Raw genomic sequence first — 14,897 nt, 5'->3', positions numbered from 1 at the left:
TCGCTAGTGCCTAGTTCCTAGTTCCTAGCGGGGTTCTAGGGGCTTTATGCACTCGCGGTAAACGTACAGGGGAGAGCGCGATGGCTCTCCCTTGGTAAAATAATGGGCGATTTTTTGCCCAGTCTTGATTAAGTTTGCGAACTTATTGATGACTATATCTGAAAATCTTGTACTCAGTGAACAGGAGTTTATTGAGCGTAGTTTCAATGGTTGCTGAGTTCTCTAGTACACCGATGCTATCAGCGTAGTTCTTACTTAAATAAGTATTGTTGGCGATAGCATAAGCATCAAAATTACTGGTCAATAGAGCGTCCTCGACATCGCTGTTTGCTGCGCTTTCGACGAGCGATACTTCCACTTTATCAAGGGAAGAGTTCCAACTAGTGTCGATACCGTTATCAAACGACATGAGTGGTTGATATTGCTTTGCCGTCGCGTAGATACTTTGTCTTGTCGAGGTGTTACCGAGCGTAGATTGAACCAAGGTTCTTTGCAGGTCGAGGGATGCAGGTGGTGTGGTATCGTAGCCTTCAACGCAGTCCATGGTATATCCAGAACATCCAACTAAAGTGGGTGGAGATACTGTGATAACCGCGGGAATATTGCTATCTGTCAGTGTTGAAGATTCGTCTATTTCGACTGAAACATTTTGAGGTTGTTTCGTGTACTCAAAGTCCCATGATGAGTGGTCACCAGATACGTTAAGGTAATAGAGTGCGTCTAGGCTGTTGGCGTAGCTATACGAACTGGCTGATGCAGTATTGAGAGCTTGCCACAAAATCGCCCCAGTGCCTGAACGGTAAACGTTCAGATTCGCCTGATCGATGGTGGTCTCTGCTGAGGTATCAGGTGTCCAAACTAAACTGCTGTCATCAACATCATTGAGCTCGATTGGGTTTGCCGCTGTGCCAAGGTTAGCGGTGGTGACAAATTTGAACTTAAGTAATTCACCTGCGTTACAGGTTGTCGGCGTGGGAGTCTCGCGACAATATCTCGCGGCTAATACATCTTTTTTAGAGATGCTACTAAATTCAATCGGGCTATTTTGCGCACCGCTCACCTCTTCTTGCGCTGAGTGGAAAGCAAACCACCCATCTTGAGAATCACCGTCGTTAGATATGTGGCCGGTAAAATCTTGTGGTGAAGATTGGCTAGTACTGGTGATGCATGCGCTTTGTGAGGTCTCGCCTTTCGCATTGATATTAAAACTGGAGGGAATTAGTGACTTTTCCATTGTTAGGATGTCGTATCCGGTAAACCCAGCGGCCGTATTGGTCGCTACTATGCTTAAATAACCGTCTGATGGCACAACGCTCTGATTAAAAGTAAAACTACCATTAGACCAATTCGTATTGTTGTAACTTTGCTTTAATGAGCCATCCTCATTGTGAACATACACATTAAGGTTCTGTCCGGTTGCTTTTCTTGCCACCGTGTATTCTGTTGGGTTATCTTCGTCATCTTGTCCATAAACAGCACAGTTGGAAACCGCGCTCTGGGCGACGTTTACAAGTGCGTAAAAGTTCAGTGTATATTTCGCTACTGGTTGTGGTGATGAACCTCCACCACTTTCCCCTCCGCCACAGCCTAGGAGCAGTAAAGGTAGGGCTAATACGCTCGCCTTTTTGGTTAAAGTCATCGTCAAAATCTCGCCTCAGAGTCAAAAGTGCATGGGTATAAGAAAGCAAAAGTTATGCCGTTGTACGGTATCGGAGCTTATTTATATTAATGGTGAAAGTGCTGATAAAAAAGCGCCGCCCTTGGGAGGCGGCGAGATTGGGTGAAGGCTTAACCGAGCATCAGTTGCCTGGGCGTTGATACCAAGGTGAGCGAGGGTCGGTGACATCAAACAGATCATATTGCTTGTTGAGCATTTGACCACCATCACGAGTGATGGGCTCCCAACCTATGGTACCTCGGCCGGTACTTGGTTTGACCGTTACAAGATCAAACGGCACAGAGATGTAGAAGCCTTTGTTGTAACTGCCTTCGCCATATTCATCTGCGGTTAGGTCGGTGAAGGTGGCGTACGCACCGACGGTCACGCCGGATTTAAACTGTTTAGAGAAATCGACGCGCGCACCGATGTCACCGCCGAGGAATTGTCCTGCGCTGACTTTAAACAGGGTACCGTCAAAGAATTGCCACTGCGGCATATAGTAGCCAGTGACGTGGCCGGTAAAGCCTTGGTCAAGAACGTAAGCTTTACATCTCCAAGGATCGCTTCTTCCATCACAGTTATCGGCATCATACCCGCTGTAATAGAAATACTCATCGTCATAGACGCCAAACCAAGAGTTAGGATCTCGTTGGCTTACGACGTTGGCATCCACGCCCACGGCCCAGTTGGTATTTCTTGGGCGATAGAGCACTTCGCCGCCCACGCCGGCAAACATCATCTCCAGGTAGCCACCGTACATTTGGGTGTAGATGTCTTGGGCGGGCTGCTCAAACCAGGTCAACTGCAAGTGGTTGAGACGTACTGGGTTGTCATGCACATACGCTCGGAACATGGTACGTACACGAGGAGTGGCGTGGTTGCGTATGTGTGGTGAGTTCTCGACGTAGTTAAACTTGTCGTAGTTGTCTATCAAGTTAAAGTAAATTGAACCACCAAATTCGATGTTATCCGTCAACCAAAGACTAGAACCAGCATTGAGTCCTAAACTGTATAGATAGAAGCCTTCTGGGCCACCTAATGATTGGGTCAGTTTGGGTTCGATGCCATAAGTCCAGCGTTCTTTTGTCGTCGCAAGGGGGGGTGAAGCATGAGAGCTATTTTGAGGCTCACCATGCTCAAAGGCATCGGGCACACTGGCATCGATAGAGAGCGCATTGGCCGCATGTGCAAACTCTGCACGATCAATGGTGGTTTGGGTTAACGGCACGCCATTTTTGGTCTCGATGACTTTAAAGGTCTCGATGGACGTATCCGCTTGATTATTCATGATGAGTGCACTGCGCTCGAGCGCTTCGTCTCGGTCACGATATTTGGTTTGCTCTGCAGTCAAGACAAGTACGTCTCCTTCCTTGTAGAGGCGATTTTGCTTGTAGCCGGCGTTGTTCTCTAGCTGCTGTGCCATCGCTTGCCAGTCGGTGTTTTGAGCGCTTGGCCTTAGCACACTTTGCGGCTTCTCCTCATCACGCCAGTTAGCGGCAATATCATTGAAGTTGGTGTAAATGTTCAAGCCCAAAGTGAGGGTGTCACCGCGCTGATAGCTGACCTTGGCGTCGGCCCAGTCACTGACGCGGTAGTTAAGGCCAACGTTCCATGGTGTGTGCTGAGGCATAGGTTTATTGCCTCGGGTTACCGGGAAATCTCGGCTGTAGTCATTCCCTTCGTATTCTACTTTTAGACGCAGTGGCTCATACGGGGTTTGGTACTCTAAACCACCAAAAAGGGCGGCTGGGCCTTTAAACCAACGTTCAAAATCGACACTGCCGCCATTATTTTTAAAGCTGGAGTCACGGTCGCAAAATTTGTCACTCGCTTTGCAGAAAGGGTTAGTGACGTTTCCGCGCTCACCTAAATAGCCCCAACCCATACCGAATGTGACATCCAGTGTTCCAAAGCGTTTGGTGGCGGCGACGAACTCACCATCAAATAGGCCAGTACCACCAAAGTCTCTTACGCCAGCGGAGACTTCAGGCAGCCAATAGCTCTCATCTAGAAGGCGAAGCTTGAAGTCGATGCCTTTATCGGTGTAGAGATTATCGCCACTGTAGGCAGGGTTTGAGTTGTATAACACGTCAGGTACGCGTGTATAGCGAATGGTGGTCTCAAACCACGACATCAACTGAACGGTCGCGGTATAGTGGTAGTAGTCGTCGTTGTAATTGATGCCTAGGTTAAACTCCCCTTCGGGGGCCATACGCCCGGTCGGGACTTGCATCAGGCCAACACCACCAAAGTCACTTTGGGATACCGCCCAGTCGGCTTTTTGCCAATCTTGGTTGGCATGTAGTGCTTGGCTGACCAGTAGCGCACATGAGGAGAAGACAAACGTAGGTAAAGTGCGACTCATGGTTACTTCCTCATGCTCAGCAGGCGAACCAACTGTGGTTCTAAATCATAAAGTGGCCCAGATTCGACATCAAAGCCAAGAAAAAGCACGCTGCCGGGTGCAAGCGTCGTGCGTTGATCGTTCCAGTAAGCGTAACCGACACGCTCAATTTCCCCGTCTGGGTAAATCACCCAGACTTTGCTCTTGTGCGCGCTCGGGTGCGCTTGAATCGAGGCAAGGTAATCACTGACGCTTTTATTGGCATCAAACGCCACTTGGTGCGGGCTAAATAGCAGGCCTTCAATTTGGATGCTCGGTGTACGCTCACCCGCTATTAGGGTGAAATGGCCACTGAGTTGAGGGTTGCGACGAGGGTGGATACGGATGTCATCGTAGTCGAGCGACAGCGTCTCGCGATAGCCGATGTTCCACTGTTTGACGTTCTCGAGCAGCATACCTATCGAGCGTTTCTGCTCAGTGTTGTCGGTAAACCATGCGCCTTCCTGCAAGGCATCATTGAGGCGATTGATCACCTGCTGTTTCTGCTGGCGTGCCTCACGTTGTTTGTTTTGATTAAACAAGCGATGACCCAGTGGGTAGGCGTGCCAAGTTCCTGGAGGTGTGTTCTCACGCGCATCAGAGAGCACTTGTTCAAGACGAACAGGGCTTGAGTATTGCAGCGAAATCTCACTGCTAGGTAAGTCAACGATGAGTGTCTCAGCGTAAGTGGACAGGCTGAGCAGCAGCATAGAGAGCACACTTAAAAGGCGTGCAGATATGGGTGTTAACATGATGAATGTCCTATCTATCCCTGTGCAGAAATAGGCGTGTCAGTGCCGTTATTGTTTTTTGATGTAAGGTTTTAAAATTTCAAGCTCAATGAAGAGCTCATCGGGCACCAGCCATTGCTTGGTTTTTACCACTTGATTGGTATCGTCGAGCCAGAAATGATTGATCATGTCGCTATGGCGCGCAGCAAACGACACCTGCTCGGTGATTTTCGTGGTGCTTTTTTCCCACAATAGTGAGGTCACGGTTTCTTGGCCTGCCTCTTTTGAGCTGACGTTGGCACGTTGACCGTAGTAATACCCAGGCTGCCAGTCGTACTCCGCTTGCCACTCACTTTTTGTGCCGACATCGGGCATCGGCTGATTGACCTGGCTAAGGCCGGCAAGGTTCGCAAAAGGGAGGCCTTGGGTTTTTACAATACGACCATTTTCAGTGGCGATCATAGCGCGGTCTGTTGATAGCCATTGCAGTTGAGTTCGACCTGTTTCGGGGTTGGTATCTGCAAACGCGAGCACCATGAAAATTTGTCCACCGTCATTAATTCGGGCGTAGATACTTGCGTAAGGCAGTTCATCGACATGAGCTTTAGGTAAGTGAATATCTTCTGAACCCCATACGACCTCTTTGAAGGTCGCATTGATATCCTCGAAGCGCTGCGTGCATCCTGATATGAGAAGAAGAAGTGCGGCGGAAAAAATGAAACGAAGTGGGTTCCTAAGCGTTAACATCCTGTAATCCTAACGGGGCAAATAAGGCAATATAAAAGAATGTCACCTAAAAAAACACCCTTAGCTTAGCTAAGGGTGTTTGATTATGAGCATCTAACGATATTAGTTCGAACCGTCGGTCGAACCGTCAGTACCATCACTGCTAGTACCTACAACTAGAGCAGCTGTTAGTACTGCTGTTGTGACTACTACAGTGCCAGCAGCGCCAGCGCCAGCGCCAGCCGCAGTTGAAGCGCCTGCAGCTTCATTTGCTGCAGCTGTACCAGAAACGCCCATTGCGATTAGCATAGCTAGTGCAATTTTTTTCATGTTACTTTATTCCTTGAAGTAAATTTACTTACTAAACATCGATGTAAAAGGGCATAGCCCCTTCCCCTTCATTCTATGAGACTATTTATAGAATGTAAAACTGTTAGCATACTCGGGAACACTGAATGTCTGTTTAGCGTTATGCCGAAGGCGCCTCTTCTTCTTTACGAAACGCAAAGCGGACGAGCACGATGGCGACGCCGAGCATGCCACCCAACAGAGTGGCGAGTACACAGATTAACGCACGTTTCGGGCCATCTTTTTCTTCCGGCGCCACGGCAGGATCGATGGTTTTGAATACGAACTCTTTTTCCACTTCCGCCAACATTTGCGTTTTGTATTGCTCTTCAATCAGTGAGTAGAACATGTTCTGTAGCTCAGTGATGGAGGTGCGAGTGATTTGCTCTTGCAAGTAGGCGATTTTGTCCCCCGCTTCACTCAACGCTTGAGTTTTCATCCATTGATTAAGATCTTCAATCAGTAGTGTGACCCATTGCTGAGCAATAAAGGGCGATTTGCTGACAACCGAAATCGTCACCATGCCGCTGTCTTTGTTTTCTGAGACAGACAGCACTTGCTTAAATGCTTTGTGTGCTTCCCACAGGGTCGGCTCGAGGCTTTCACCTTCGTCATCGAGTAGCCATTCGCCACTGCGGGTGTCATAGAGATCGGCGTTGTAGCGCACGGTGTCCGTGTCGGGATTCCATGACTCGATAGCCATCAGCGGCACCAACAGCTGATGTTTCTCGATGAAGGTTTCGATGAACTTGCGCGATTGAAGGACCGCCAGTGCCTCAATTTTGGGATCCGCGGTGTTGCCTTTGCCAATATTGACGCCTGCAAAGGCAGCGAGACTTCCTAGCGATCCTGATAAACCACCGCTGCCACTGCTTTGCGTAGCCGCCAGTAGAGCCTCCGATTTGTACGTGTTAGGTTGCGAAAGCGCAAATAGCACGCCACCCACGGCAAAAACAGCCGTGGTCAATAGGATGATCCACTTGCCACGCCAAAGTGCATAAAACAGCTCACGCAGATCGATTTCGTCATCGGCGGGCGCTGTAGCGTAATAAGAAGGCGGGAATGGGTAGTGTCCGTCTTGTTGTGTAATTGGTTGAGATTTCGACATAATATCTTTCGGCTTAGGTTAAACGAAGCGCGCTGGGGCTTATGCTTTTCACCAGTGCGCTTCGCTATGCAAGTAAAATGGAGAGCGTTAGTCTTTGATTGCGCTCCATGCGACACCCAACTGATACAAGATCTGAGTGGCGGAGGTGACGGTGCTCAGGCCATCGAGGTAATCGACGTCAATCGGCACTATGATGGTATCACCTGGCTGTAAGGACTCACTGCTGCGACTGAACCAGAATGAGTTATTCGGCAGCATGACGGAGCCATCCGCGCGCACAACGTAGACGCGATCAGTATCGGCTTGCTTTTTCGTGCCGCCCGCCAGTTGAATGTAATCGTCTACCGTCTTGCTGTAATCGAAGGTATGGGTCGAGGTAAACTGCACTTCACCGATGATAGAGACAGACTTGTCAAATTCAGGAATGTACAACTTATCATTATTCGCCAGCATGATATTGGCCTCTTGATTGCCTTCCAAAATGGCCGGCAAGTCGATGACCATACGCCCTAGCGCAGGCGTGTCCGCCAAGTTTTGCACCAGTGCCATCGCTTCAGATGGGCTCGATGAGAAGCTGGCAGAAGAGCTATTCTTGCGTAAGGTTAATCCCGCAATTTGGCTTTCTAGTGTGCTTTGTAGGTGCGCCATCTGTTGACGCTCACGCTCTTTTAGGCTCTCACGTGAGAAGATAGCTCCGTTCGGGTAAGCGTAGTCAGTCAAGCCGCCTGCACGTTCAATGACGTCGAAAATAGTATCACCCCGGTTGATCGCGTAGGTGCCTGGATACATCACTTCACCGCTCAGTTGAACCACCATTTCTGATCGCCATGCGGTATTCTTCAGAACAGCAATGCGGTCTTTTGACACCAGTTTGCGTTGCGCATCGTTGGTTGATAGGGATGAGAGGTTGAGTTTCAACTTGTCGAGCAGTTTAGTCTCGTCCTCCGTTGTAGGATCAAAACGCGTCATTTCCACACCATCCAAGTAGGCAGACTCCATAAAGCCTCCCGCAGCTTGAACGAGATCGGCGACGGTCATATTCTCAGTGATCGGGTAGGTGCCCGGAAATTTCACTTCGCCTACAATTTGCACGATTTGAGCGGGTTCCTTCCACGAGGATTGCTCTTTTAGACGCTGCAAAATAGGTTTAAGCTCACGTTCTCTCAGGGTCAAAGTTTCATTATCGGCCAATGTTGAAGCACGGGATGTGTTGGTTTGCCCGGCGCTTGTGCCGACTTTTTCATCCGTATCACGTTTTTGATCGAGGGCGCTGCGCTTTTGGGCGCCCTTACCTAGCCAGAAGTCCGCGTCGTAATTGTTCGATAAAACAAAAATCTGATCGCGGTTGGCGAGAATGAGGTCAGCCTGCGAGCCTGGCTTTGTCACTGCTTCTCTTAGGTTTAGCTGCAGTACATCGATTTTTCCGTGAGGTGTACGCTCTCTGACAATCAAGGCATAGCTTAGATCAGCAGAAGGAAGTAGGTCATCGTCAAGTGATGACAAGACATCCGAGATACGCATTCCTTTTTTATACTCATGCACGCCTTGTTTGGTGACTTGGCCACGCACGGCGACTGCATCAACAATGTTATTGCTGGCCTTGGAGATAAAAATTTCATCGCCATCTTTAACGCGATATTGCTGACCGGCTGGCTGGGTAAGATCCACCGTATCGACCACAATCCCTTGCTGCGTTTGTCGGCGCACAGTGACACTGCTGAGGTAGGCAGTGTTGAGCGTACCACCTGCGTACTCGACCACGGTGGACAGTGGCGTGGCCGTGGTTAACTCGAAGTGCGCTGGGCGGGTGACTTCACCACTGATGGTGATGTTGGACTTCTTGCTTGGAATAAAGAGGGTATCGCCTTTTTGTAAGCGCACGTCTTGGCTTGTATCGCCTTTAAGCAGTAGTTGATACAGATCGAGCTTGGCAACGGTTTGGCCTTTGCGCTTGAGCTGAACTTCACGCAATGAGCCCGTGTTTTTTACCCCACCCGCGGCAATCAATGCTTGTGTGATGGTGGTGAGACCGTTGACATTGTACGCGCCGGGCATGGTGGCTTCACCGGTGACGTAGATTTGCATCATACGCATACTGCCCATAGAGACAGTGACATTAACACCTATGGTGCGCTCTTTGATGAGTGCGGTGAGTTCGCTATCGAGATCTTGGAACGATTTGCCGGTCACGCTGATAGGGCCAATTTTAGGCAGGTTCAACTGACCGTTGCGATCCACGACCACATTGTATTGCTGATCTTCTTTGCCGAAGATTTGAATCCGAACTTCATCGCCAGGCCCCAATACGTAGTCATTCGGTACTGGAACATTATCTAGCGTCGTAAAGCTAGATGGATTGCCTTTAAGCACATCATAACCGAATGCAGGTAAGCGATTGTCTTGTACATCGACGCTCTCTTTTACTGGCTCTGCCTCTGCGGGCGTGACGGTCATTTGCGGTTCGGTAATGGCCGTCACCGCCGGTTCAGCGGTAGAAGAACGGTTCAATGAAGAAAGATCGACCCCGTACTGACGCGCAAGCTGCTCTTGTTGCGCCTTGGGCAATTTTTTGAACTGCTCAATTTGAGCCGCGGTCGGTTGATTGGCCGCCGCGAATTGGCTAACAAACAGTAAGCTTGTGAGCACTAGGGGGTTAAGCAACTTCATAAGGGTTCTTGATTCCTTGCATGCAGTTAAGATTAATAACGGTATTCATAGCCAAACACCACATTGGGTTCGTCTATCTGTGTAGTTGGTGAGGTAAGCTCGACGTAACCGACGCCAATATTGAACATCCCGTGTTGGAAAGGGAGGTAATAGTCGAGTTGCGCGGCAGTCTCTTGTCTATCTTGGGCGTCTGAGTCTCGATACACCAAGCTCATGCGGTGATCATTAGCAAACTGGGCATAGAGCGCGATAGAGTGACTGTCGCCCCACAATAGTGATGTGCTTTTGTTGAGCAGTGCTTGCTGCTCGGCGCGCCAACTCTCGGTAGTAGGGAGGGCATCGACTTGCTGCCCTTCGAACACTAACGACCACAGCGTATTGAGCCAATCGACGTGTCCTTCCCAGCCGTATGTGATGGCGGTGACATCATACACGTACTCTGTGTTCTGCCAGTTGGCAAACGCTGCGTGAGACAGACCACCGAATGGCGGTAGAGAGAGCCTTGCGTCGACGCCGTATTGGCTCATCGATTGTTTTTGTTTATCTTCATCGGTGAGCTGATAATTCACACCCAGTTCAAGTGGCTGCCATGGGCGTAGAGCGAGGCGGTTTGACCAGAGGTAATCCGATGATTGGTCAATGACATCAAGGACAGTATCGAAATGCCAGGCGCCGCCAAACGGCAATTGCTCACCTAGCCACGAAAGCTGCACTGACGGGGTGGTGTCACCAAAGCTCGCCATCTGCACATTATGTTGCCAAGTCGGTCCCCACCATCGCTCAAGATAGCCGATGCTGACGAGCGCTGACCCTGCATTGAAGGTCAGGTGACTGCCGATAAAATTGACATCGGTGTCATACGCTGCATCGCTGCCAGAGCGAGTTGCGTTGGGCGCTGGGCTATCAGCGTAGTTGATGTTGAGCCTAAACGAGAAATCATCATCAAGATGATCATAGCTTGAGTAAATGCCCCATTGGTCATTACCGACAGAGCCATAACCTAGCTCCGCGGTCGGTGATGATTGGTAGAGCGCTTTGGCCATCACGTTGCCTCGGCCATATTGGGCATTGGCCATCGCATGACGAACATGTTGCGCAGCGTTTTGCGTGGTTTCATCCACCTGACGACCTTTGACGTCGTCACCGACATTGCTCCAGCGTAATGGATAAGTACTGACCGGCGCGGTCAAAACGCCTCGGTCTGACAAGGTGTGCAACGAGGCGCGCAAAAAGGGATCGTGTGACTCCACCCAAGGGGAAGCGTAGGTTAGGCTAGGCGAGAGCGCTAGCAGAGCCAATGTCACGCTGCCGCGCAGAGATAGCGCCCGTTTGCGTGGCCAAGTTGGGATCTGATGCCTCATCCATTGATTGGAAAACAGGTGCGCATGAGCCTGTAAACGATGAGACTCTCGTGCGTGGTCAAAAGAAGGAAAAAAAAGTGCCATGTTCTAACGTTAACCCGCAGCGCGATAGGCGCTGAACTTTCCTAGTTATTTGCAATGTGTCCCTACTCTTCTCACGGTCGATGCCGAAAGGAAGAGGGTTATCCATTATGCATAAAAAAACGCCTCTTAAGTGCGTGACTTAAGGGGCATGAAAACTGAGGTCTAATGGCCAAGTCGAGCGCGGGATGTCTCTCCTGCTGTCGTTAAAGCCATATGCAGTATACCGAATAATAATAGGGGCATAAAGGGCTGATTCTGTCTCGATTTTGTAACGACTTGTCGCCTCTCTGACGATGTGCCCTACGCGCCTCTGCTGCGCTGAGCCGGGCTATGATGCTCAGTTATGAATAGCGGCGGTAATCACGTTGTGAGTGATTGATAATACGCCGGCAACGCCTCTTCCAACCAAAAGCGAGGTTTGATGGCGCTGCCAGTGAGAAACCCAACGTGGCCGCCTTGATCGAACAGGCGGTAGTCGATGTTGTCTGGCAGGACAAATTTCGGGATGACGTCGGGCGTCATAAACGGGTCGTCTTTGGCGTGGATGATTTGTGTCGGCAGGCGGATCTCTTTAAGGCGACGGATCCCAGAGCAACGCTGGTAGTAGTCTTGCGCGTCTTTAAAACCGTGTAGAGGGGCAGTGATGAGGTCATCAAACTCCATCAGTTTAGTGACCCGTTTGATGCTTTGATAAGAGAGATCGAGCTCGCCTTTTAACAGATGATGTTTACGCAGCGCGTTTTTCTTAAGTGAGGAGAGCAGATAGGTTTTGTAGACCTTGGAGAAGCCCTGCTCGATTCGCTCGGCGCAGGCCGACAAATCCAAAGGCGCGGAGACGATGGTTGCCGCGTCAAGCAGTGGCTCATCGCGGTAGTCGGCTAAGTAGTTCGCCAACATGTTTCCGCCTAGAGAGATGCCGACCGCGACTTTAGCTTGCTCGGGAAACAGGTGGTTGAGATGGCGTAAAAAGTGGCGAGCATCCTCGGTTTCGCCTGAGTGATAGGCCCGCGCGGTGTGGTTGGGTTTACCGCTGCAACCGCGAAAATGCATCATCACGGCGAGCCAGCCCCGGGAAGAAAACGCGTGCATCAATCCGTTGGCGTAGGGGCTGTAAAAACAACCTTCTAAGCCATGAAATAGCACGAAAATGGGTTTGCGCGCGGCGCTCTCTTGTTGCCAATCTTCGCTCCAAGCGAGATCGAGAAAGTCGCCATCGGGCGTATCAAGCGTTTGCCAGATAGGCTCAAACAAGGCTTTTTTGCGAATCAGGCGCGGAGCCAAGGTTTGCAGGTGCGGATTGGTGAGTCCTTTCGCGGCGGTAAAATGTGTCATAAGCCTATCCCTTGCTCGCTTCTGTATTTGGCGGGTTGCCGACAGTCGGATACCAATCGGTATGCAGTGCGGCGTAGAGGGGCTCAGCATCCTGCTGCCGACAATAGTGCAAGGTGAGTGGTTCGCCTTGATTCTCTTGCAGTGTGAGCGTGTTGACGCCAGTGAGCAAGTCGACCTGCTGCTGTTTTTCTAGCTCTAGCTCGAATTGCAGAGCTTCGCGGTAGAGCGTATCAGGCGCGCCAAGTTTTAACTTGCGGCGCAGCTCTCGATAGCTGTGCAGCAGAGGTTCACATCGCGCCAGGCTAGCGTGCAGTGTTGCCCAGCCCTGCTCATCAAAGGTGAGCCTCTGCTCATCTAACCAGCGTACCAGCAGCAGTAAATTGACATTGCCACCATAGCGGTTTTGCATACTAAGACAGGCGTCTTTCACTTCACGCACGCTGTAGTATTGCAAGCAGAATGCCCACAGCTCGTCGTGTGACAGGCGCGCGGCTTGCGCGCTGTCTTGCGATGCTTGTGCTTCGGTGGTCTCTACTGGCTCGCGTCCGTGAATGCCGCTTCCATCTGTTCGAGTTGTTCTTGCCCTGCCATCCATTCCATTTCTACCTCCTCAAGCTCAGCTTTGCAGCTTGCTTGAGTCGCCAATACTTGATTAAGTTTAGCCTTATTTTCTGCTTCATACAGGCTGTTGTCAGACAGCTGTACTTCAGCGTCATTGAGCGCTTTACCCAACTTATCCATTTTTTCTTCGAGTTTTGTCAGAGTTTTGCGAAGAGGGGCGGTCTGCTTACGAAATTCTGCTTCACGACGCTTTTGCTCCTTTTTGGCGGCTGCGCTGTTGGTGGTGCTTTTTTCAGGTTGAGCGTCTTGCGCGTCACGCCTCTCTTGTTTTTGCTGTTCCGTCAGCCATTTATAGTAGTCATTGAGATCGCCATCGAAGGGCGCGACTTGTCGGTCGTGCACCAAATAGAGGTCGTCGGTGGTGGCGCGCAACAAGTAACGGTCGTGCGAGACGATGACCATCGCACCCTCGAAGGTTTGCAACGCAAGGGTCAGCGCTTCACGCATATCGAGATCGAGGTGGTTGGTCGGTTCGTCGAGCAGCAGCAAGTTCGGTTTTTGCCACACAATCAGCGCCAGCACCAAGCGCGCTTTTTCGCCGCCGGAGAAGGGCGCGACTTTTTCCAGTGCCTTATCACCTTGAAAGCCAAAGCTGCCAAGATAGTTACGCAGCTCTAGCTCGTTTTTATCCGGGGCGATTTGCATCATGTGTTGTAATGGCGTCTCTTCGGGATGCAAGGTTTCGAGCTGATGCTGGGCAAAGTAGCCAATTTTGACCCCTTGTGAGTAGGTCAAATCGCCACCTTGAGGCTTGAGCTCACGCGAGAGCAGTTTGATCAGCGTTGACTTACCGGCGCCGTTGCGCCCGAGCAGGCCAATTCGGCTGCCAGGAACCAGGTTGAGACGAATTTTGTCGAGGATTAAGGCATCGCCATAACCGGCACTGACCTCATCCATCATGATGATTGGGTTAGGTAGGGCCAACGGCTCACGGAACTCAAAGCTAAACGGGTTATCAAATTGTGCCGGCAGGACTTTCTCCATGCGCTCCAACGCCTTAATGCGGCTTTGCGCTTGGCGCGCTTTGGAGGCTTTGTAGCGGAAGCGGTCGATGTAGCTTTGCATGTGCGCCATCTGTTTCTGCTGCTTCTGAAATTGCGCTTGTTGCAGGATCAGTTTTTGCGCGCGCTGCTCTTCAAATGACGAATAGTTACCGGTGTACTCATTCATCGTCTGATTCTCGATATGAATGATGCGACCGACAATCGGATCGAGAAAGTCTCGGTCGTGAGAAATCAAGATTAAAGTACCCGGGTAATTTTGCAGCCAGCGCTCAAGCCACATCACGGCATCCAGATCCAAGTGGTTGGTCGGTTCGTCGAGCAGCAGCAAGTCAGAGCGACACAGCAGCGCCTGCGCTAAGTTAAGGCGCATCCGCCAACCACCGGAAAACTGAGTTAAATTCCAGCTCATCTGCGCTTGGCTAAAGCCTAAGCCATCGAGCAGCTCCGCGGCGCGCGCTTTAATGCTGTAGCCGCCAATGGTTTCGATTTTGCCGTGGATCTCAGCGACGAGCGTGCCGTTGTCTTTCTGTTCCGCTTCGGCCAATTGCGCTTCCAGTGCACGATACTCGCGGTCACCATCAATCACATACTCAAGGGCGCAGCGCTCTAGGGCGGGCGTTTCCTGAGCCACCCAAGAGAGTTCCCAGTGAGCGGGTTTAGTGAAGTTTCCGCCATCGATAGAGAGTTCGTCTTTGATCAGCGCAAACAGTGTGGATTTACCACAACCGTTTTTGCCGACTAGGCCGACTTTGTCCCCCGGATGAATCGTCGCCGTAGCGTGTTCAAGCAGGGGTTTGCCGCCGCGCAGCAATTCGATGTCAGAAAAGGTGATCATAATGTTACCCGTTGGGTTCTCGCGATGTGGACTGGTC

Annotated in this window: 11 protein-coding genes; all 11 read right to left on the bottom strand. The window is 50.7% G+C overall.

What is annotated here, in order from left to right; translation table 11 throughout:
• Positions 1-142 precede the first annotated feature (142 nt).
• Positions 143-1,645, bottom strand: a complete 1,503-nt coding sequence (locus tag AC6R03_RS16255; RefSeq protein WP_500653675.1) for an SH2 domain-containing protein — start codon at positions 1,643-1,645, stop codon at positions 143-145.
• Between the two features lie 154 nt (positions 1,646-1,799).
• The gene (locus AC6R03_RS16250) at positions 1,800-4,025 is read right to left on the bottom strand and encodes a YjbH domain-containing protein (protein WP_500630349.1); all 2,226 of its coding nucleotides are present in this window, start codon (positions 4,023-4,025) and stop codon (positions 1,800-1,802) included.
• 2 nt (positions 4,026-4,027) lie between these two features.
• Positions 4,028-4,795, bottom strand: a complete 768-nt coding sequence (locus tag AC6R03_RS16245; protein WP_500630348.1) for a capsule biosynthesis GfcC family protein — start codon at positions 4,793-4,795, stop codon at positions 4,028-4,030.
• Positions 4,796-4,843: 48 nt separating this feature from the next.
• Positions 4,844-5,521, bottom strand: a complete 678-nt coding sequence (locus AC6R03_RS16240) for a YjbF family lipoprotein (protein ID WP_500630347.1) — start codon at positions 5,519-5,521, stop codon at positions 4,844-4,846.
• A gap of 102 nt (positions 5,522-5,623) precedes the next feature.
• Complete coding sequence (locus AC6R03_RS16235; protein WP_500630346.1) at positions 5,624-5,830, bottom strand: hypothetical protein; 207 nt, start codon at positions 5,828-5,830, stop codon at positions 5,624-5,626.
• Between the two features lie 139 nt (positions 5,831-5,969).
• On the bottom strand, positions 5,970-6,956 hold the full coding sequence (locus tag AC6R03_RS16230) for a Wzz/FepE/Etk N-terminal domain-containing protein (protein WP_500630345.1): 987 nt from the start codon (positions 6,954-6,956) through the stop codon (positions 5,970-5,972).
• 87 nt (positions 6,957-7,043) lie between these two features.
• Positions 7,044-9,623, bottom strand: coding sequence for an SLBB domain-containing protein (locus AC6R03_RS16225; RefSeq protein ID WP_500630344.1), 2,580 nt, complete (start codon positions 9,621-9,623; stop codon positions 7,044-7,046).
• A 32-nt stretch (positions 9,624-9,655) separates the two neighbouring features.
• Positions 9,656-11,068, bottom strand: a complete 1,413-nt coding sequence (locus tag AC6R03_RS16220) for a capsule assembly Wzi family protein (protein WP_500630343.1) — start codon at positions 11,066-11,068, stop codon at positions 9,656-9,658.
• Between the two features lie 360 nt (positions 11,069-11,428).
• Positions 11,429-12,400, bottom strand: coding sequence for a hydrolase (locus AC6R03_RS16215; RefSeq protein WP_500630342.1), 972 nt, complete (start codon positions 12,398-12,400; stop codon positions 11,429-11,431).
• Positions 12,401-12,404: 4 nt separating this feature from the next.
• The gene (locus AC6R03_RS16210) at positions 12,405-12,995 is read right to left on the bottom strand and encodes a TIGR02444 family protein (protein WP_500630341.1); all 591 of its coding nucleotides are present in this window, start codon (positions 12,993-12,995) and stop codon (positions 12,405-12,407) included.
• Positions 12,932-14,860, bottom strand: a complete 1,929-nt coding sequence (locus AC6R03_RS16205; protein ID WP_500630340.1) for an ABC transporter ATP-binding protein — start codon at positions 14,858-14,860, stop codon at positions 12,932-12,934. Before AC6R03_RS16205 ends, AC6R03_RS16210 begins: the two co-directional genes overlap by 64 nt.
• Positions 14,861-14,897: the final 37 nt, after the last annotated feature.

Source organism: Vibrio sp. R10-SG-ISO4 (genome assembly GCF_059834135.1).
This window is presented reverse-complemented; position numbering and strand designations above follow the sequence as displayed.